This window comes from Rhizorhapis sp. (genome assembly GCF_035276005.1).
In the GTDB taxonomy this organism is placed as follows: Bacteria; Pseudomonadota; Alphaproteobacteria; order Sphingomonadales; family Sphingomonadaceae; genus Rhizorhapis.
Genome location: NZ_DATEMB010000013.1, coordinates 1 through 18,789, shown reverse-complemented (window position 1 = coordinate 18,789; position 18,789 = coordinate 1). Strand labels below are relative to the sequence as shown.

The 18,789-nt window shown below is 60.8% G+C and carries 24 protein-coding genes; 9 read left to right on the top strand and 15 right to left on the bottom strand.

What is annotated here, in order from left to right; genetic code table 11:
* Positions 1–55 precede the first annotated feature (55 nt).
* The 8 genes from VJS46_RS04465 to VJS46_RS04430 all read right to left on the bottom strand — a co-directional run bounded on the left by VJS46_RS04465 (position 56) and on the right by VJS46_RS04430 (position 5,768).
* Positions 56–256, bottom strand: coding sequence for a DNA gyrase inhibitor YacG (locus VJS46_RS04465; RefSeq protein WP_324058146.1), 201 nt, complete (start codon positions 254–256; stop codon positions 56–58).
* Positions 246–1,235, bottom strand: a complete 990-nt coding sequence (locus VJS46_RS04460) for a ribonuclease (RefSeq protein ID WP_324058145.1) — start codon at positions 1,233–1,235, stop codon at positions 246–248. The genes VJS46_RS04465 and VJS46_RS04460 overlap by 11 nt, the downstream gene beginning before the upstream one ends.
* Positions 1,228–1,800, bottom strand: coding sequence for a nucleoside triphosphate pyrophosphatase (locus VJS46_RS04455; protein ID WP_324058144.1), 573 nt, complete (start codon positions 1,798–1,800; stop codon positions 1,228–1,230). The genes VJS46_RS04460 and VJS46_RS04455 overlap by 8 nt, the downstream gene beginning before the upstream one ends.
* A 94-nt stretch (positions 1,801–1,894) precedes the next feature.
* A complete protein-coding gene (infA, locus tag VJS46_RS04450; protein WP_120216844.1) occupies positions 1,895–2,113 on the bottom strand; it encodes a translation initiation factor IF-1 in 219 nt (72 codons plus the stop codon).
* Positions 2,114–2,191: 78 nt separating this feature from the next.
* A complete protein-coding gene (locus VJS46_RS04445) occupies positions 2,192–3,451 on the bottom strand; it encodes an adenosylmethionine--8-amino-7-oxononanoate transaminase (RefSeq protein WP_324058143.1) in 1,260 nt (419 codons plus the stop codon).
* Positions 3,448–4,083 (bottom strand): dethiobiotin synthase, encoded by a 636-nt coding sequence (gene bioD / locus VJS46_RS04440; protein WP_324058142.1) that lies wholly within the window; start codon positions 4,081–4,083, stop codon positions 3,448–3,450. The genes VJS46_RS04445 and bioD overlap by 4 nt, the downstream gene beginning before the upstream one ends.
* Positions 4,080–5,216, bottom strand: a complete 1,137-nt coding sequence (locus VJS46_RS04435) for an 8-amino-7-oxononanoate synthase (protein WP_324058141.1) — start codon at positions 5,214–5,216, stop codon at positions 4,080–4,082. Before VJS46_RS04435 ends, bioD begins: the two co-directional genes overlap by 4 nt.
* Before the next feature lie 57 nt (positions 5,217–5,273).
* A complete protein-coding gene (locus VJS46_RS04430; protein ID WP_324058140.1) occupies positions 5,274–5,768 on the bottom strand; it encodes a flavin reductase family protein in 495 nt (164 codons plus the stop codon).
* Between the two features lie 26 nt (positions 5,769–5,794).
* On the opposite strand from VJS46_RS04430, the gene VJS46_RS04425 reads away from it, so the two are divergent.
* A complete protein-coding gene (locus VJS46_RS04425) occupies positions 5,795–6,268 on the top strand; it encodes a hypothetical protein (protein ID WP_324058139.1) in 474 nt (157 codons plus the stop codon).
* Positions 6,269–6,433: 165 nt separating this feature from the next.
* Here VJS46_RS04425 and VJS46_RS04420 read toward each other — a convergent pair whose 3' ends face one another.
* Positions 6,434–6,733: a glycine zipper 2TM domain-containing protein gene (locus VJS46_RS04420; RefSeq protein WP_324058138.1), complete on the bottom strand. Its 300-nt coding sequence runs from the start codon at positions 6,731–6,733 to the stop codon at positions 6,434–6,436.
* Between the two features lie 181 nt (positions 6,734–6,914).
* On the opposite strand from VJS46_RS04420, the gene VJS46_RS04415 reads away from it, so the two are divergent.
* From VJS46_RS04415 to VJS46_RS04405, 3 genes are all read left to right on the top strand, one after another.
* On the top strand, positions 6,915–7,271 hold the full coding sequence (locus tag VJS46_RS04415) for an STAS/SEC14 domain-containing protein (protein WP_324058137.1): 357 nt from the start codon (positions 6,915–6,917) through the stop codon (positions 7,269–7,271).
* Positions 7,272–7,360: 89 nt separating this feature from the next.
* Complete coding sequence (locus tag VJS46_RS04410; protein ID WP_324058136.1) at positions 7,361–7,747, top strand: cupredoxin domain-containing protein; 387 nt, start codon at positions 7,361–7,363, stop codon at positions 7,745–7,747.
* A gap of 67 nt (positions 7,748–7,814) precedes the next feature.
* The gene (locus tag VJS46_RS04405; RefSeq protein ID WP_324058135.1) at positions 7,815–8,213 is read left to right on the top strand and encodes a low affinity iron permease family protein; all 399 of its coding nucleotides are present in this window, start codon (positions 7,815–7,817) and stop codon (positions 8,211–8,213) included.
* 54 nt (positions 8,214–8,267) lie between these two features.
* Here the strand turns inward: VJS46_RS04405 and VJS46_RS04400 are convergent, their stop codons facing one another.
* The 4 genes from VJS46_RS04400 to VJS46_RS04385 form a co-directional block, all read right to left on the bottom strand.
* Positions 8,268–9,221, bottom strand: coding sequence for a copper resistance protein B (locus tag VJS46_RS04400; RefSeq protein ID WP_324058134.1), 954 nt, complete (start codon positions 9,219–9,221; stop codon positions 8,268–8,270).
* Positions 9,218–10,942, bottom strand: a complete 1,725-nt coding sequence (locus VJS46_RS04395; RefSeq protein ID WP_324058133.1) for a copper resistance system multicopper oxidase — start codon at positions 10,940–10,942, stop codon at positions 9,218–9,220. Before VJS46_RS04395 ends, VJS46_RS04400 begins: the two co-directional genes overlap by 4 nt.
* A gap of 255 nt (positions 10,943–11,197) precedes the next feature.
* Complete coding sequence (locus VJS46_RS04390) at positions 11,198–11,455, bottom strand: hypothetical protein (RefSeq protein ID WP_324058132.1); 258 nt, start codon at positions 11,453–11,455, stop codon at positions 11,198–11,200.
* 43 nt (positions 11,456–11,498) lie between these two features.
* On the bottom strand, positions 11,499–11,828 hold the full coding sequence (locus tag VJS46_RS04385) for a hypothetical protein (protein WP_324058131.1): 330 nt from the start codon (positions 11,826–11,828) through the stop codon (positions 11,499–11,501).
* Positions 11,829–11,908: 80 nt separating this feature from the next.
* Here VJS46_RS04385 and VJS46_RS04380 point away from each other — a divergent pair, with 80 nt between their 5' ends.
* Both VJS46_RS04380 and cueR read left to right on the top strand, forming a co-directional pair.
* On the top strand, positions 11,909–14,122 hold the full coding sequence (locus VJS46_RS04380; protein ID WP_414707964.1) for a copper-transporting P-type ATPase: 2,214 nt from the start codon (positions 11,909–11,911) through the stop codon (positions 14,120–14,122).
* Positions 14,119–14,514: a Cu(I)-responsive transcriptional regulator gene (gene cueR, locus VJS46_RS04375; RefSeq protein ID WP_324058129.1), complete on the top strand. Its 396-nt coding sequence runs from the start codon at positions 14,119–14,121 to the stop codon at positions 14,512–14,514. The genes VJS46_RS04380 and cueR overlap by 4 nt, the downstream gene beginning before the upstream one ends.
* Positions 14,515–14,645: 131 nt before the next feature.
* On the opposite strand, the gene VJS46_RS04370 is transcribed toward cueR, so the two are convergent.
* Complete coding sequence (locus VJS46_RS04370; protein ID WP_324058128.1) at positions 14,646–15,092, bottom strand: Rrf2 family transcriptional regulator; 447 nt, start codon at positions 15,090–15,092, stop codon at positions 14,646–14,648.
* A 93-nt stretch (positions 15,093–15,185) separates the two neighbouring features.
* Here VJS46_RS04370 and VJS46_RS04365 point away from each other — a divergent pair, with 93 nt between their 5' ends.
* From VJS46_RS04365 to VJS46_RS14225, 3 genes are all read left to right on the top strand, one after another.
* Entirely contained in the window at positions 15,186–15,581 is a 396-nt protein-coding gene (locus tag VJS46_RS04365) for a group III truncated hemoglobin (protein WP_324058127.1), read from the top strand.
* A 27-nt stretch (positions 15,582–15,608) separates the two neighbouring features.
* Positions 15,609–16,817 carry an NO-inducible flavohemoprotein gene (gene hmpA, locus VJS46_RS04360; RefSeq protein ID WP_324058126.1) on the top strand — a complete coding sequence of 403 codons (1,209 nt, stop codon included), beginning with the start codon at positions 15,609–15,611 and terminating at the stop codon, positions 16,815–16,817.
* Positions 16,818–16,936: 119 nt separating this feature from the next.
* A complete protein-coding gene (locus VJS46_RS14225; protein ID WP_414707966.1) occupies positions 16,937–17,122 on the top strand; it encodes a DUF892 family protein in 186 nt (61 codons plus the stop codon).
* Positions 17,123–17,149: 27 nt separating this feature from the next.
* Here VJS46_RS14225 and VJS46_RS04355 read toward each other — a convergent pair whose 3' ends face one another.
* Positions 17,150–18,781: a L,D-transpeptidase family protein gene (locus VJS46_RS04355; protein WP_414707965.1), complete on the bottom strand. Its 1,632-nt coding sequence runs from the start codon at positions 18,779–18,781 to the stop codon at positions 17,150–17,152.
* Positions 18,782–18,789: the final 8 nt, after the last annotated feature.

Below are 18,789 nucleotides of genomic sequence, written 5' to 3'. Positions count from 1 at the left end.
GAAGCGCCTTCGCGTGAATCCGCGAGCGCGTCGGGAGCCGTGCCTATAGGCGGGGCTATGGGACTTTGTCCACCCCATTTTCTCCGGTTGTTTCTCTATCTTCATCAGTTGGCTGTCCAGGCACTTTGTAACCTTCGCCCAGCCAGTTGAGCAGGTCGCGGTCACGGCAGCCGCGGCTGCAGAAAGGATGGAATTCCGCGGTTTGCGGTTTCCCGCAGACCGGGCAGGCGCTGGATCTGGATTTCCTATTCTGCATAGCAGCCGGATATGGAGAGCGCTTCGTCCGCACGCAAGGCGACGGGACCTCCCCGGCGGCGCTCCAGCAAGGCAAGCCATGGCTTGGCCCTGTGAAGACGCGCAATCACCGCCGGTGCACCCACTAGGGTTGCCGGGCCTCCATTGCCGTGACGCTCGCCACGGCGGAGGAGGGCGAGGGCGGCAGTCAATTCCGGGTCCTCGCGAAGAATTTCCGGCAAGGACGGCCGTTCGCGCTTGCGGATGACCTGAAGGAAGCCAAAGCCATTGACCGCCGTCCGCTCAAAGGGCTGGGGCAGGTGTTTGTCGAAAAGATTGGCCGCAATTTGCCGCTCGTCCTTGTTGTTCATGGTGGGCAGGTCGATGCCGATGGAGCCTGTTATTCCCATCCGCCGGATTGCCCTCGCGGCAAGCGCCGCGCCCTTTGGGCCGAGCTGGGCGGGCGGTAGGCTGCCGTCCACATCGATCAGGGTCATGGCAGGCGTCAGGAAGATGCGCAAAGAGGCGCTTTCCGAGCCGACTTCGCCGCTCATCGCCTCTTCCATCAATTCGCCCCAGCCATGCTCCTCCAGCCGGTCGGGACCATGAGCAGGGCAGGGAGAGACCGGTATGCCCGTGGCAATCATTCGCTGGTACAGCGAAGGGCCAAGCTGTGGCTTCGATCCTGATGGCGCCAGACGGACTTTGGCGAGCTTGTCGCGCCCTTCTTCGCCGATACGCTCGCGTAGCACTTCGGTAAGCAGGGCGGCGCCCTCGGCAATTTTCGGCGGTATGGGCTCCAGCAGCGCTTCTTCCCCGCTGTCCAGGCGGACGATCCCCCGGCGGCGCGGAATGATGGTACGGGCAAGGCGGCCTGAGGCGATTGTTCCTGCCAGCGCCTGCTTGCCTTCCCGCTCTATGCAGGCCTCGAGAATTTCGCCTTTCTCGACGAGCGCGGCCCGGCTTTCGCCTATGCCTTCCTCATAGAGCCATTCAAGCATTGGTGTAGCCCGAGGCGAGAAGAAGCATGCGAACCTCGTACAGGGGAAGGCCGACAATCCCGCTATAGCTGCCGGAAATACCGCGGATCAGGCCGGCCGCATGCCCCTGAATGGCATAGCCCCCGGCCTTTCCATGCCACTCGCCGCTCGCGATATAGCCGTCGACCTCGCGTCCGTGCAGGCGTTTGAAGCTGACGATGCTGGTCGAAAGCCGATGATGTGCCCTACCGCTTGCGTCGATCAGGCTGATGGCGCTGTGGACGCGGTGGCGGCGCCCGGAAAGAAGCTGGAGGCATTGCCGCGCCTGCTCCTCGGTTTCGGCCTTGGGCAGAATGCGGCGGCCTACCGCGACCACGGTGTCGCCCGCCAGAATGAATGCCCCGGAATGGCGCATGGCCACCGCTTCGGCTTTTTCCGCCGAGAGGCGGCGGGCATGATCCTCCGGCCGCTCACCCGCAAGGACGCTCTCGTCGATGTCCGCAGGGTCGACGGCATTCGGGGTGATGCCGATCTGCGCGAGCAGATCGAGGCGGCGAGGTGAGGCGGAAGCCAGAATCAGGCGCATGGAGTCACGCGTTCCTGCAAGAGCATGAGTCCAGATATGAGGGCACCGGCGGGCTTCTGCTTTGGCAGGAGAAGGCGAATGCCGGCCAAATCCCTCACTTGAAGCGGTAGGTGATCCGGCCCTTGGTCAGGTCATAGGGCGTAAGTTCGACAAGAACTTCGTCGCCGACCAGCACGCGGATGCGATTCTTGCGCATCTTGCCCGCCGTGTGGCCAAGAATTTCATGGTTGTTTTCCAGTTTCACGCGGAACATCGCGTTGGGGAGAAGCTCCACAACCTGACCGCGCATCTCAAGCAATTCTTCTTTCGCCATAGAATCCCAACAAGATCAAAAATCGCGCCGCCATAGCGCCAAATCATTCAAATGAAAAGCTGGTGCAGGCTGCTTTCGTCAGAGGGCGAAGGCTTGGGCCGCTTCGGCGATGGCACTGAATATTATGTCCACCGCATCTTCGGTGATTGCATAGGGCGGCATCACGTAGATGGTGTTGCCGAGCGGCCGGAGCAAGATGCCGCGTTCAAGGAAGAAGGTGCGAAGTTGAGGCGCAAGTTCCGACAGATAGCCCGCATTGGCCGTTTTCATGTCAATGGCGGCGATGGCACCGATCTGGCGGCTCTTCTCGAACGCCTGATCCTTTCCAAGCCCGGCCCGGCGAGCGGCCATGGCGGCCGACAGGCTGGCGATGCGGCCCAGTACATCCTCCTCCCGCCAGATCGCGAGATTGGCCGCCGCTGCCGCACAGGCAATGGGGTTCGCTGTGTAGCTGCTGGAATGATAGAAAAGCTCGGCCCGATCGGTCGAATAATGCGCCTCGAAAATCGGGGTGCTCGCCAGCGTGACCGCCAGCGGCACAGACCCCCCGGTCAATCCCTTTGAAAGGCACATAATGTCGGGCGATATGCCAGCTTGTTCGCAGGCGAACAGCGTACCAGTGCGGCCCCAGCCTGTCATGACCTCATCGGCAATGAAGAGGACATCATGGCTCGCGCAGATTTCGCGCATCGCACGCAGGATGCCAGCTCCATATATGAGCATGCCGCCCGCCCCGAGGATCAGCGGCTCAACTATGAAGGCGGCAGGCTTCTGCTCGCCTCGACAGGCGGATTCCAGTGCGTCCAGAGTTGCCTGCTCCTGGCCCTCGACTGGGAAGGGGATGGTGCCGACGTCGAACAATAAGGGCGCATAGGGGCGGTTGAAGACACCGCGCTCCCCCACCGACATCGCTCCTATTGTGTCGCCATGATAGCTATGTTCCAGGACCAGGATGCGATGGCGCGGCTGCTTCCGGTTATGCCAGTAGCCAAGGGCCATCTTCAGCGCGACCTCCACACTGGTCGATCCGCTGTCGGAAAAGAAGACGTGACTAAGGCCGGAAGGGGCTATGGCGATCAGCCCGCGCGCCACCTCCTCGGCAGGTTCATGCGTGTAGCCGGCGAAAATGACCTGATCGAGCTTTTGCGCCTGGGCGGCGATCGCTGCCGTGATGCGGGGATGGCAATGGCCATGGGTCGTCACCCACCAACTCGAAATAGCGTCGATAAGGGTGGAGCCATCCGCGCAATGGAGGAGGGCGCCTTCGGCCCGTATAACGGTGGGGACGGGCTCCTGCAGTCCATGCTGGGTAAAGGGGTGCCAGACAGGGGATGTCATAGCGCCGCCCTTACCGCCGCCAGATCAATATTCTGCCGCATGGCCGTTGAGAGAGTCTTCGCATCCAGCCTTGCAAGCAGCGGCAGCCTTCCCAAGGAAGGGATATTCGCCAGCTTGGGGATGATCCGTTCATTCTCCTCGTGCTTGTCGCCGATGAACGCGATCCCGGCAATGGTCAGGCCGCGAGAGCGAAGCGCCTCCACGGTCAGCAGGCTATGGTTGATGGTGCCTAATGAAGTGCGGGCGCAAATGATCACTGGAGCCTGCCAGCGCGCCATCAGGTCGGCGTAGAGCAGGCTTTCGGTAAGCGGCACGAGCATGCCGCCCGCCCCCTCGACGATCAGGGGGCCATCGACCTGCGGCAAAGCGAGCCGGGCGGCGTCGATCTCCACGCCGTCGAGCCGGGCGGCAAGATGGGGCGAGGCCGGAGTTGCCAGCCGGTAGGCTTCAGTAAGGATCCGTTCGCGGGGCAGTCCTGAAAGGCGAGCGACGATTTCGCTGTCCGTTCCTTCCTCCACCCCAGCCTGCACCGGTTTCCAATAATGGCCGCCGAGGGCGCCTGCGAGTCCAGCCGCGAAGACGGTCTTGCCGATGCCGGTGTCCGTTCCGGTAATGATGATCGCGCGGGTCATGGCGCGTCCTGTATCGCTTGCGCCAAGGCGTCGGCCAGAGCGCTCACATCATCTTCGTCCACGTTGAGTGTCAGCGACAGGCGTAAGCGGGAGGTGCCCCGTGGAACCGTGGGCGGGCGGATGCCGCGTATGTCGAAACCCGCTGCCTGCAACGCCTCCGCAACGCGCATCGTGCGCTTGTCCTCGCCCAGGACGACGGGGATGATCTGGCTCCCGGAGGGCGGAAACCCCAAGCGCTCGCAGATCGCCCTTTCGGCATAGACACGTAACTTCGTGAGACGATCACGCAGATCGTCTGCTTGCGCGATCCGGTCAAGCGCCGCCGAAACGGCGACGGCCATAAGCGGGGAGGGGGCAGTCGAGAAGATGAAAGGCCGGGCGCGGTTGACAAGAAAATCCTTGATTGTCCTCGTCGCGCAGACAAGCGCGCCCTCGACACCCAGTCCCTTGCCGCAGGTGTGCAGGCTGACGACATTCTCCTGCCCCTCAAGCGCAGCGGCGAGACCTTTGCCCTGCGGCCCGTAAACGCCGGTTGCATGCGCCTCGTCCAGGATCAGCCATGCCCCCTCGTCGGCGGCGAGGCGGGCGAGGTCAGCCACCGGCGCAATGTCGCCGTCCATGCTGTACAGGGTTTCGAACGCAATCCAGACGCGCCCCTTACCGCCCTGAACGCGCCAATGCCTGATGGCTTCCTCAAAGGCCGAGACGTCATTGTGGCGAATGAAGAGATGCTCCGCCCTGCTCACTCGCAGCCCGTCATGGACGCTGGCATGAATCAGCTCATCGGCAAGGATCAGGTCGCCTTTTTGCGCCAAGGCAGCGAAGAGGGCAGCGTTGGCCGCGAAGCCGGTCGAAAAAAAGAGCGCGGCTTCGCTGCCGAAAAAGTCCGCCGCCTTTTCCTCCAGCGCTTCATGTTCCGGCGCATTACCGCGCAGCAGCCGCGATCCGCCCGAGCCAACCGGAACGCCGCGAGCAATGGCCTGAGCGACGGCTTGCGCAATGGCTGTGTCGTGGGAAAGGCCCAGATAATCGTTTGAGGCGAAGTCCCGTCCCTGACGCGGTATCAGGCGGCGCAATCGTCCACGTGCTGCGAGCGCGTCAAGTTGGCGCGAAAAATCTGCACGGCTGGCCATGAATTTCCTTTAGGCGCAGTGAGGGCCGCTTCCAAGGGGGAGCCTGTGGGCCCTCCGTCAGATACGCTGGGCAGAAGCGAAGGTGCCATCCACCCAGATCAGCGGATCGATGGTGGGATGATTCACGATCCGCTGCACCTGGCCGACGAACAGGGTATGCGTCGCTACGCCGAGCGTCAGTTGCGTGGTGCAGATCAGGCTGGCCACTGCATCGGGAAGCACAGGCAACCCTTCTTCCGATGCGACCCACCCTCCTGTCTCAAAGCGGGCGAATCCTTTCTTGCCGCCGCTGAATATGCCTACGAGTTCCTGGTGACGCTCAGCGAGGAGGTTGACGCAAAAGCGCTGTTCCGTCTGGAGCACGGGGGAGAGGCTGGCGTTCCGGTTGACGGCTACCAATATGGTGGGGGGCTCGGATGTCACAGACATTACTGCGGTGGCAGCCATGCCGCTCCAATTTTCCTGCTTGCCGGTGGTGATGATCGCAATCGTGGTTGCGAGCCTGCGCATGGCGAGCTTGAAATCATCGGCGAGAGTTAGGTCAGCAGCCATGCGATCTCCTTCGTTTCTCACCATATATGGCGCTGGTCCAAATTTGGCAAAGTTTCTGGGCAATGCTGATTGCAAAAACTGCAACTCGTTCATCGCATTTTGCGATTGCCCACATTTTTGCAGCGCAGCATTGTTTCGCTCAAACAACTAGAGACGGGGTGTTTGTCTGGCATTCAAACAGGAGAAATCTTATGCGAATGCTGTCCATTTTTACGCTGCCTATCCTGGCCGCCGCTGCACAAATCGCTTTGGCCGCTCCGGCCGCCGCTGAACCGCTCGAAACGGGAAGTTTCAAGCATGAAGGCTACACCTATGTTTACAAGGTGACGCAGAAGGGGGAAGGTCAGGTCATTTCGGGTCGCCGTTATCCTGGGAGCGTCCCATTTTCGCTGAAGGTCAGCGAGGGCAAGGTGAAAGGCACATCCAACGGTCTGGATGTCAAGTTCAGCCTTGAAGAGGCACGGGGAGCCGCCTCTGGCGCAAAGCTCTCAATGCGTTGATCCTCATGGCAATAGCTCTGCCGGACCCGCGGGTGTGGCAGAGCGATGCGAAAGGGCGGACCGGGGGTTCGCCCTTTTCTTTTGGACTGTGGGGATGCAATCCATATCTGGTCCCGCCGGTGCTCACCTGCGTACCTTGGATTGAACCCCACACCATGGTTAAGCTCAGCGGCAGCGGCGCTTGCTGTCGATTTCCTTCCCGACCAGTGCGCCTGCTGCGGCGCCCAGGATGGTTCCGGTGGCGCGATCGCCGCGCGTGTCGATGGACCTGCCCACAAGAGCGCCTGCCACCCCGCCGACCACCAGGCCCACGGTTCCGTCGGATTTGCGGCAATAAGTCCGTCCGTCCCGGCCGCGCCATTCCTTGTAGCGATAATCCCTCGCCTGCGCGTCATTGGACGGAAAAGCCACCGCCGCTGGTATGGCCAAGGAGGCTGCAGCAAGCGAAAGCATGATAGTGCGCATTATATATTCCCTTCATTATGTTTAATCTGTTCCCCGACGACGATGACATTTTGAATGGTATCGCCTTAACGTGGCACAACGAAGTAACGTTTTGTAAATAAAAGATAAAATTGTCATTGCACCACATTGCCGCGCGAATCGGGATCGGCACGAAAGGCAAAAAATATTATAGGAGAGTAGCATGCTGACGCACCGGCTGGATCCGCACAGGGGCATCGTTGAAATCGACATTGATGGCGCGGCAGACGGTGAAAGCTATCGCGCGCTTGTAAAAGACATGGACGCCCAGATAGAGGCGCATGGAAAGATATCGGTGCTGGAGATCGTCAGGGACATTGGCTGGGTCAGCCCCGGCATCTGGTGGGAGGATTTCGGTTGGTCTTTCCGGCATCTGAAGGACATAGGCCGGCTAGCAGTGGTCACTGACAAAGCTTGGCTCACGCCCATCGTACACACGATGTCGGGCGTCATGCCGGGCGAGGTCGCCACATTCCGGCTCGATGAAATGGACAGCGCCCGGGAATGGATCGCCCGGTAAGTGCGCCGGCTGAGGAAGGGCAAGAAGCCGACGAGGCATGATGCCGTTTTCCCGCGGGCGTGCTAATGTTGCGGCAGGAGGACCGGGCCATGCGTATTTTGCTCGTCGCGTCCGCATTTCCGCTGATGCTATGTGGGATTGCCCAAGTCCAGGCTGCCGCTCCGCCTCATGCCGATGTGGTGCTGGCGGACTTCAGCTATTCGCCGAAGACCATTCGCCTGAATGAAGGTGAGAAGGTTACTCTACGCCTCATCAATCAGGGTTCGGGAGGACATAATTTTTCGGCTCCCGAATTTTTCCAGAAGGCTCAGATTGATCCAGCCAGCGCGCCGCTCATCAGAAAGGGAAAGGTGGAAGTGAGGAAGGGCGCCACGGTTGATCTGACCCTCACCCCGGCCGCGGGACAATATAAGCTGAAATGCACCCATTTCCTGCACAGCGGTTTCGGCATGAAAGGCCGGATTGTCGTGGAGTAGCGCCCTGGCTTGCCGAGCGGTGGAGACTGGTACATCCTCATCTCATCCACGATCAGGAGGATGCGCGATGGACCATTTCTTCAGCCGTTTTGCCCAGAATGTCTCAATGCTGGTGGGGCGGCCGGAAGCATTCCTGGTGGCATTGGCCATTGTTTTGATCTGGTCGCTTACGGGCCCCATTTTTCAGTGGTCCGATACCTGGCAATTGATCATCAACACAGGGACCACCATTGTCACCTTCCTGATGGTGTTCCTCATCCAGAATGCCCAGAACCGGGACGCAAGCGCCATTCAGGCGAAGCTCGACGAGCTTATCCGGGCCACGGAGCCCGCGCATAATGAATTCATCGGCATCGAGCATCTGACGGAGCAGGAACTGGAGGGCATCCGCAAATTCCTGGAGGACACCTATGGCGAAGGAACGCCTTATCAGGCGCCCGTCAAACGCCTGCTCAAGCGGCGCTGATGATTTCGAGCCAGATGGAATTATCTGGCGGCTCGGAAATCACGGAGAACGAGTCTAAAACCAGGCACGCAGGCCGATCACCGCCCGGCTGAGCTCGACTTCCTCGCCGGCAGTCCGGGCAAAGTCGGCGGTGGCCCCAATCTTCCGTTCCCATTCGACGCCGAGATAGGGGGCGAATTCGGGGGCAATTTCATAGCGCAGACGCAAGCCCGTCTCAATTGAGGACAGGCCGGAACCGATGCCAAGTTCCGGAACATCCTGAGCCGCGATATCGGCTTCGATGCGGGGCTGAAGGATGAGCTGCTGCGTCAGGCGCTGGTCATATTCAGCTTCGAGACGGGCAGTGAGATCGCCTTCCTCCGAAAGGAAAGCGGCGGCATCCAGTTCGAACTTGTAAGGGGCGAGCCCTTGGACGCCAAGGACCAGATGACCACGTTCGGGATCGGGCCGAAAGTCGTAACGGATGCCCGCCTGAAGATCGAAAAAGGGGCCGATGGCATGGCTCCAGAGCGCCTGCACCTCAGCGCTCTCCGGCTTATCCCTAAAGGCGCCTTCGCCTTCGCTCTTCAGCCAGAGCTTATCGACATCGCCGCCATACCATCCCTGAACGTCCCAGGCATATCCGTCCCTTCCATCCTGAAGCCGATATTCCAGACGGTCGGCGAGGACCTTGTAAATGCCCATGCTTCCGGCTTCGGCATGCAGTTGCCTTCGCGCAGCCGCCATCTCCGAAGCACCGTATATGGCGTCGGCGGCATGGGCCGGGCCGGATTTCGCTGCTTCGGGAACGGGTCCAGGCGGCGGATTTTCGGGTTGCGCCTGGTCTCCCATATCATGTCCGGCGTGAGGATCGGCTGGTTCCTGCTGCATCTGGCCCATATCGTGACCGGCATGAGGGTCAGACTTGGGCTCTTCCGTCTGCATCTGTCCCATGTCATGGCCCTGGTGCTGGGCGAGCGCGGGCGATGCTGCGGCAAGGCAGAGGAGCATGATCGGGGCCTTGTTCATGCTGCTTCTCCCTCAAGCGGGCGGATGCTGACGATGTTGAACATTCCGGCGTGCATGTGGAAGAGCAGATGGCAGTGGAACGCCCAGTCGCCCGGCGCATCGGCGGTAAGGTCAAAAGTCACCTTGCCGCCGGGCAGCACGTTCACAGTGTGCTTCATTGGGTGATAGCCCGAATGTCCGTTCACGATCTCAATGAAATGGCCATGCAGGTGGATGGGGTGCTGCATCATCGTATCATTGACCAGCGTGACGCGAACCCGCTCATCGCGTTGGAAACGGATCGGCTCCTTCACCTCCTTCAATGACCTGCCGTCGAAGGACCACATGAAACGCTCCATATTGCCGGTGAGGTGAATTTCCAGCGAGCGAGACGGTTCGCGCTTGTCCGGGTTGGGCGCCAGCGAAACAAGATCCCGATAGGTAAGCACGCGATGACCCGCATCTTCGAGGCCAAGGCCCGGGTCTCCTGTGCGGTCCACCGGCATCGGAGCGATCATGTCGACGCCGGGACCCAGCTTCATGCTTTCGGGAGCCAGGGACTTGTCTCGCATGTCATGATCCATGCCGCCATGGTCCATCCCCGCCATGGCGCCCATTCCCATGTCCTTCATGGAAAGCGTGGGACGGGGGCGGAGCGGGGGAACCTTGGCTCGCATCCCGGGACGCGGGGCCAGCGTGCCGCGGGCCATGCCGGATCGGTCAACGGTTTCGGCTACTAGCGTATAGGCGCGATCTTCCTTGGGTTGGACAATCACATCATAGGTCTCGGCCACTGAAATCTGGAACTCATCGGTGGCGACTGGCCGGACATTCATACCGTCGCAATTGACCACCTGCATCTCCAGCCCCGGAATGCGGACGTGGAAGACAGTCATGGCCGACGCATTGATGAAACGCAGCCGCACGCGCTCGCCTGGACGGAAAAGGCCGGTCCAGTTCGCCTCCGGCCCATGACCGTTCACCAGATAGCTGTAGGTGGCGCCCGTGACATCAGCGATGTCGGTCGGATCCATGCGCATCTTGCCCCACATAATCCGGTCCTTCAGCGGCATATTGTCTTCGGGATCGTCCCTGCCGACGAGGCCCGACAGCGTCTGGCGCTGACGGTTGAAATAGCCGGGTTCCTCCTTCAGCTTCCGCATGATCTGGTGCGGATGCATGAAGCTCCAGTCTGACAGCATGACCACATGTTCGCGGTCATAGGCGACCGGATCGGCATCCCTGGGATCAAGGATCATGGGGCCGTAAAGGCCGATCGCTTCCTGAAGGCCGGAATGGCTGTGATACCAGTAGGTGCCGGACTGTTTGACGGGGAATTCATAGAGGAAGGTCTGGTGCGGCTTGATTCCGGGGAAGCTGATCCCCGGGACGCCATCCATATGGAAGGGAAGGATCAGACCGTGCCAGTGGATCGACGTGTCCTCATCCATATGATTTGTAACGGCGATACGGATATTCTGCCCCTCGCGCAGACGGATGAGTGGCGCGGGAAGCGTGCCGTTCACGGTCACGGCATGGCCGCTCCTGCCGTTCAGGGAGAAGCGGGAGTGGCCGATGGCGAGCCTGATTTCTTCACCGGAAAGGGTGGGCATGTCAGGTGCGATGCCGGGGCTGACGGCCTGAGCCCAGGCCGGGAAAAGGCCGCCAAGGCCCAGGCCCAGGCCGCCGAGCGCCGTGGCGCGGAGAAGATCGCGCCGCTCCAAGGGGGGGAACTGGTTCATGAATGATGTCCTTGCGGTTTCGCTAAGTGTGGCTGGGCTCGTGGGTTTTTGCGGTGTTGAGGAAAAGCTGAGCCGTCGCCCCTGCGCCGGCAGGGGCCCCGCTGTTTCTTAAACCCTGTCAAAGAGAAGCGGGGTCCCTGCCTGCGGCCGAAAGCCGCAGTTTATCCTGAGCGCCCGCCCTGCGGGCAGTCGAAGGGCAGGAACGACGGAAATAAAGTCTCATTTCACCAAAAACCAGCCACAGCCGGTCAGTTCTTAATGCTGCCCTTCATGGCCTGCATGCGCATCGGCACTGGCTTTGTCCTTGTCCTTGGCGTGCTTATCACAGCAGTCCATTTTCTTGCCTTCAGCCTTCATCTTCTCGCAGTCCATGTCCTTATGGTCCATTTTGTCATGATCCATTGCAGGCATCGCATGTCCCTCATGTTCTGAGGTGGCGGGTGCATTGGTTTGCGCGAATGCGAGGGTAGGAAGCGCGATCGCCAGCGCGACCGCGGAACAGATGGTCTTCATGATCAATTCTCCTGATCGAAAGGGTTTGAATGAGTTCAAAACGTCAGGAGAATCGCGGAGGGGGTGTTTCGGCCTTGGATTTGATGCCGTGGAAAGCAGCGAACGGAAGGGTGTCATAGAGAATGAGACCGTCAGTCGGTTCCGCCGCAGACGTTGCGGCGGCTGGCGCAATGGCTGAGCAGGCTGCGACGCAATCATGTGAGGCCGCAGGTTTTTGCTTTTCACGACTGCTGTCCATGCCCGCGCAATGGCCCACGGACATTTCTGCCTCCGCCATGGGCGCAGCAAATGCCGTCCCTCCGCCGAACATCGCGACAGGCGCTATCATCAGCGCAAGCGCGGCGACGATGGAAAGAAGGCGGTTGATGCTCACGGCGCGGAAAATAGGAGCGCTTCACCAGGCTTGCAATAAGTGTTTGACCTTCCAGTTACTGGAACCTGCACAAAAGGCTCATGCAACAGAATCACTGCAGTCGCTCGCACGCTCATGGCATGACCGCCGTTCCGGCCTCCAGGAAGGTCGCGCCAGCTACGGCCGGCAAGGACGTCATCTACACTTGTCCCATGCACCCCGAAATCGAGCAGGTGGGGCCGGGGACTTGCCCCATCTGCGGCATGGCTTTGGAACCCAAGGGCGCGGCACTTCCGGAAGGTCCGTCGGAGGAATATCGCGGCATGTGGCGGCGGTTCGTCCTGTCCGCCATCTTGTCGCTGCCCGCGGTCGTGGTGGCGATGCTCCGCCATGGCTGGGCGCCTTTGGCAGATGCAGTTTCACATGGCGCGCTGGACTGGATCGAACTTCTACTCGCCACGCCGGTTGTGCTTTGGGGCGGATGGCCGTTCTTCGTGCGCGGATTGCAGAGCGTCCGCAATCGCCATCCCAATATGTTCACGCTCATTGCCATCGGTACGGGAGTTGCCTGGCTTTATTCCGTGATGGCGGTCCTTGCTCCTCAGCTATTCCCGCCTGCCTTCCGGGGCGAACATGGAGAAGTGGCGCTCTATTTCGAGGCGGCGGCGGTCATCGTCACCCTCGTGCTGCTGGGCCAGGTTCTGGAATTGCGGGCGCGGGAGCAGACAGGATCGGCCATAAGGGCTTTGATGGACCTCTCCCCAAAGACCGCTCATCTTCTCAGCAATGGACAGGAGCGGACAGTTCCGCTCGATCACGTGCGTGTGGGCGACCGCCTGCGGGTGAAGCCGGGCGAGGCTGTCCCGGTCGACGGTTCGGTTGAGGAAGGGCGCTCATCGCTCGATGAATCGATGCTGACGGGAGAGCCCCTGCCGGTGGAAAAGGGGCCCGGTGATCCTGTAACCGGCGGTGCGATCAATGGGGAGGGCAGCTTCATCATGCTGGCCGAACGGGTGGGTGCCGAGACCATGCTTGCGCGGATCGTCCAGATGGTCGCCGAAGCCCAGCGCAGCAAGGCGCCCATTCAGCGGAAGGTTGATCAGGTCGCGGCCTGGTTCGTGCCTGCGGTGCTGGTGGTTGCGCTGCTTGCTTTCGTCTTCTGGTCCTTCTCTGCGCCGCCGCCCGCCATGGCCTTTGCCTTGGTTGCGGCCGTGTCGGTCCTGATCATCGCTTGCCCCTGCGCGCTTGGGCTTGCCACGCCCATGTCGATCATGGTCGGAGTGGGCAAGGGCGCGCAGTCGGGCGTGCTTATCAAGAACGCCGAGGCGCTGGAGCGCTTTGCCAGCGTGGATACGCTCGTAGTCGACAAGACAGGAACGCTCACCGAAGGCAGGCCAGCACTGGCTGGCGTCGAAGCAAGGGAGGGATTTTCGGGCGAGCAGATCATCCGGCTGGCTGCCGCGCTTGAACAATCGAGCGCTCATCCGCTGGCTCATGCGGTGATTGATGGTGCTCAGGACCGAGGATTGCGACCTTCCGAAGCTGTCGATTTCGTTTCCATAAGCGGCAAGGGTCTGCGGGCGATGGTGGAGGGGCGGCGGACAGCGATCGGCAACGCCGCGATGATGGCTGAGGAGGGCGCTGATCCCGCCCCGCTCGCTTCGGCTGCCGACCGCTATCGCAATGAGGGCGCTACGGTGATGTTCGTTGCGGTGGACGGAACAGTGGCGGGATTTGTGGCTGTTGCCGATCCGGTCAAGCAAAGCACGCCTCAAGCTATCTCCCGCCTGCATGCAGAGGGGCTGCGCCTGATCATGCTGACGGGCGACAATCGGCGGACAGCGGAAGCCGTCGCGAAACGGCTCGGCATTGACGAGGTGATCGCCGATGTCCTGCCGCAGGACAAGGATGCCGTCATCGACCGGCTGAAGCAGGAAGGACGCATTGTGGCCATGGCCGGCGATGGCGTGAACGATGCCCCCGCGCTTGCCCGCGCGCATATAGGCATTGCCATGGGCACCGGGGCGGATGTCGCGGTGGAAAGCGCCGGGGTCACCCTCGTCAGGGGCGATCTTACCGGCCTCGTCCGTGCCCGCCGTCTGTCGCGGGCCGTAACGAGGAACATCCGTCAGAATCTGGTCTTTGCCTTTGGCTATAATGCGCTGGGGATACCCATAGCGGCGGGACTGCTTTATCCTGTCGCGGGACTGCTGCTTAATCCGATGATAGCCGCGGCGGCCATGAGCTTGTCGTCGGTATCAGTGATCGGCAATGCGCTGCGGCTAAGGATGCTGGATCTGGAGGCAGGTCGATGAACATTGGCGAAGCCGGCCGGCAGTCCGGCCTTCCCGCAAAAACCATCCGCTATTATGGGGATATTGGCCTCATCGCGCCGCCTCGCCGGGACAATGGCTTTCGCGATTATGACGAGCGGGACATCCATGATCTGCGCTTTATAGCGCGGGCGCGGTCACTCGGCTTCACAGTGGAGCAGTGCCGTCACCTGCTGGCGCTGTACCGCGACAAGCATCGCTCCAGCGCCGAGGTGCGGCAAACGGCGGAACGCCACATCCAGGAAATTCGTGACAAGATCGCGGAATTGGAAGCCATGGCAAGAACCCTGGCCGCGCTGGTGGACGCCTGTGCTGGCGATGGTCGTCCCGACTGCCCGATCCTGGATGGCCTCTCGACCGGCCCTAACAGGTAAGCCCCGTCGCCATTGGCGGCGGGGCTCCCGTGAAGATTTCTTTCTTTCGTCCGAAAATCTTCCCGCCCATCTTTCGATCAGGCGGATAATAAGAACGCCCATCGATAATGGAAGTTCCATATTTTTTTGCGTCAGGCTTTGGCGACAGCAGACGCCGGGGCGACTGGGCCCAGGAGCTGCGCTATGTCCGTCCGCCTCTGCAAAAGATCCGCCAAGGAATAGGCGTCGAGTACTTTGAGAAAGGCGCCAACGGCTTCTTTCAGAACCCCCGTAAGGCCGCATGCCGGCGCGATGACGCAGTTACCGCAGTCCAGCAGATCGAAGCCGTCTTCGGTATGGCGTATGACCGTGCCGATATTGATCTCTTCAGGTGCGCGGGCAAGGCGAATACCGCCGAACCGGCCGCGCACGCTCTCTACATAGCCTGAGCGCACCAGTTCGTTCACCACCTTCATCATGTGGTTCTGCGATACGCCATAGCCGCGCGCCACTTCGGCGATGGAGCACAGCCGGTCCGGTCGCGCTCCCAGATAGAGCAGCACGCGGATCGAATAATCAGTGAACAGTGTCAGGCGCATCGAAACTCCTTTGCGCCATATATGCATTTTATTTGCATCATTCAAATTTCCGATATAGATGCATCTCATATACATGATTAAGGCGATTCTGACATGAAGGGACTGGACGAGGCGGCTTTGAAACCTGTGGTCGATCGCTTTTATGAGCGGGTGCGGGAGGATGCGGAGCTTGGCCCAATCTTCAATAGCGCCATCAAGGATTGGCCGGAACATATTGAAAAACTGAGTACATTCTGGAGCTCCGTGATGCTGGGCACCGGCAGCTACAAGGGCAATCCCGTGGCCGCGCACCTGAAGCATCGGGACCGGATCACGCCGCAACTCTTCGACCACTGGTTGAGCTTATGGAACCGGACGACCGCCGAACTGCTGCCCGGCGAAGAGGCTGCAGCGCTTCAGGAAAAGGCGAAGCGGATTGCCGAAAGCCTGCAGCTCGCGCTGTTCTTCAGACTTGATCCCGCCCCGCCAGTCCGGGCTGAGGCGCGCTGATAACCACCCAATACACGGAGATAATATATGCAGAATTTGAGCGATCAGACCATCGCGCTCGTCAAGGCCACCGTCCCAGCCCTTGAGGCGCATGGTCTGGACATCGTGCAGGAAATGTATGCCCGCATGTTCCAGAATCCCGCGATCCGCGATCTCTTCAATCAATCGCATCATGGAGACGCGGGCTCCCAGCCAAGGGCGCTTACCGCGGCTATCCTCGCCTATGCCAGCAATATCGACAATCTTGGCGCTCTTGCACCGGCGGTGGAAAGGATTGCTCAGAAACATGTAGGCCTTCAGATCCTGCCGGAACATTATCCCTATGTGGCCGAAGCGCTGCTTGGAGCGATCAAAGCGGTGCTTGGCGACGCTGCAACCGAAGAGGTTCTAGCAGCCTGGGGCGAAGCCTATTGGTTCCTTGCCAACATCCTCATTGCCCGCGAGGGGCGCATCTATGACGATCTCGCCAGTGCTGAAGGGGGCTGGACCGGCTGGCGCAGCTTCGAGGTTGAAGAGGTCCGGCGGGAAAGCGCCATCATCACTTCATTCGTGCTTCAAACGGCCGACGGCCGCCCGGTGGTGAAGCACAGGCCGGGGCAGTATCTGACTTTCTGGTTCGAGATTCCTGGGCATCCGCCGGTAAAGCGGAACTACTCGATTTCCGATGCGCCCAATGGCCGGACCTATCGCATCTCCGTGAAGCGCGAACCTCATGGCCTGGCGTCGGGGTGGCTGCATGATGAAGCTCAGCCGGGAACGTTGCTGAAGGTTGCACCTCCCGCAGGCGAGTTTTTCCTTGCCGAACACCCCGAGCGGCCGGTGGTCCTTCTTTCAGGCGGCGTCGGCCTTACGCCCATGGTATCCATGCTGGAAACCATTGCCAGGCAGCATCCGCAGGTTCCGGTGCATTTCGCTCATGGGACGCTTGACGGCTCGACCCATGCAATGGGGCGGCATGTACGCACGCTGGTGGGGAACCAGCCAGGAGGAAAGTCCACCTTCTTCTACCAATCGCCGCGCGCGGAGGATGTTCAGGGCCGCGATTATGACGTGGCGGGACTGATTGACGGAGATTGGCTGGTCGCCAACACGCCTATCACTGAAGCGGACTATTTTCTCTGTGGGCCGCGCCCATTTCTGAGAAATCTGGTTTCGGCACTTTCCCTGACGGGCGTTCCGAGCGACCGCATTCATTACGAGTTCTTCGGCCCGGCTGACGAACTTCTCGCCGCCTGAAGCTCAGTTGAGCCGCCGGAAGCGGAAGCGATCGCGGATGCACCGATTGAAGAAACCCCCCCTTCGATCTGGAGCGCCGCATCGCTTCCGCGACGGGCGGCGGCACATCGGCATAGCAGATATCCTCTTACCGCATCCTCATTGCTGCGGCCAATGCGTGCGGCGCCGCGCAGGTCGCATCGGCCTGTCAGCGCCTGCTCGATGAAAAGATCGAATTTCATCACTGGGTCGAGCAGCAGTTGCCTGCGCTGATAGAGGAATATTTGCGGCGCGACCAGATGGCGTCGAGTTCAGCAGCGCCATAAAAATGCATTCAGCTTGGGGGCGTGACCTCACCGACCGGCGATGCGGCGCATCTGTGCCGCATCGCGGCCATAGCCGTCCTGCAGGAACTCAATGCCGGATTCGGTGGGCGATGCGGTGAGGTAAGTCAGATAGACTGGAACCCCGTCCGGCAAAGGGACATGCTGCTCGGGTTCGTCAGACGATGCCGCCATCGGCTTGCCGAACAGCCATTTTCCGAGCCGTGGCGCATCCTCCAACCGCACGCAGCCAGAGCTGAACCAACGCTGCTTTTCCTTGAACAGCGCCTTGTCCGGCGTGTCGTGCAGGTAAATGCCAAGATCATTGGGGAACATGAACTTCACTCGCCCCATGGCGTTGGTCTTGCCCGGAAGCTGCCTGATACGAAGATTCTGGCGGCCTTGAGCGACGGCGCTCCAGTCTATCGCCACTGGATCGATGACCTGCGGGTTGGTGCTCCAGTCGGCAAGTGCTTGATAGTTCATCTTTGCAAAGGACGCTCCGTTCAGAACCTTCGGCGCTATTCGATTTCGCACGAGGTCTGAGGGGACGTTCCAATAGGGATTAAGCGTGGCATAGCGCATCATGCCGGCCAGCATGGGGGTCTGTTCGTTGGGCTTGCCCACGATGACCTTCATCGTGTCCTGCTCTTTCCCCTTCTCATAGGTCCACAGCCTTGCCGCTGCCGCATTGACCACGATATGGCGGGTATAGGCGCTGGGCAGCAGCTTTGCGCGTTCCAGGTTAAGGCGCAGCAAACCCGTATAATAGGCAGGACCACGATTGAGCGCTGCAACGGTCGTGTCACCGGCAATGCCATCCGCTTGAAGTCCATGATCGGCCTGGAATTCGCGCAGTTTCGCCGCCAGCGGCTTGTCAAACTTTGTCCCTTCGGCAAAGCCGAGCCTCCGTCGCAGCAGACGGACGCGGCTGTCTTTACTGCCGGTCCGCATTTTGGGCCCAGATGGGATCGCGACCAGGGGAAGCCTGCCCCAGCGCTCGGGGTAGGAGGCGAGCGCGTCCCGCAGCCGGACATAGATTGGGCTCATCCAGGCGGCATTTTCGACATAGTCGTGAAAGGAAGGGGCAAGGGCGGCGGCGCGCAGCACATCGGCCTGGCTGGGCCGCACAGGGATCAATTCCTGATCCAGATAACTGATCTTGATGGTGGAGGGGCGCCGCAGATCGCGCACATAGTTGGCGAGCGTCTGGGAAAGCTCCATTTCCGCCGCGGCAAGAGCGGCGGGCGTCCCGCTGCGGGCAGCCTCGAGCGATTTGCGCAGGTCTTTCAGATCATAGTCGCCAGGGTCCAGGCTATCCAGCCTGGAAGTCTCTATGAGTTGAATAAGGCGGTCCGCTTCCGGTCCTACCTTGCCCTCGCGCACCCAAAGCGGCCAATAGCCCCGGGTCCTGTAAAAGTCCCTGAGCTTGCCGTCTGCGGAAGCCTTGATCTGCGTAGCCACGCTGTCGGGCGTTGCCTGTGCCGCAGCCACGGATGGTTGCAGCAACAGCGCCGCGAGAGCTAGCAGGCCCACGGCAAAAATCTGGGGGCGAAGGGGTAGTACGAAACCGGCGCGGCCTTTGGGCCGCGCCTGTCCGATCATCCTCCTTAGCCTCTTTCGCCAGAGGGGCTCGGCGGTGGGGGTGGAGGCGGTGGGCATGGCGGTGC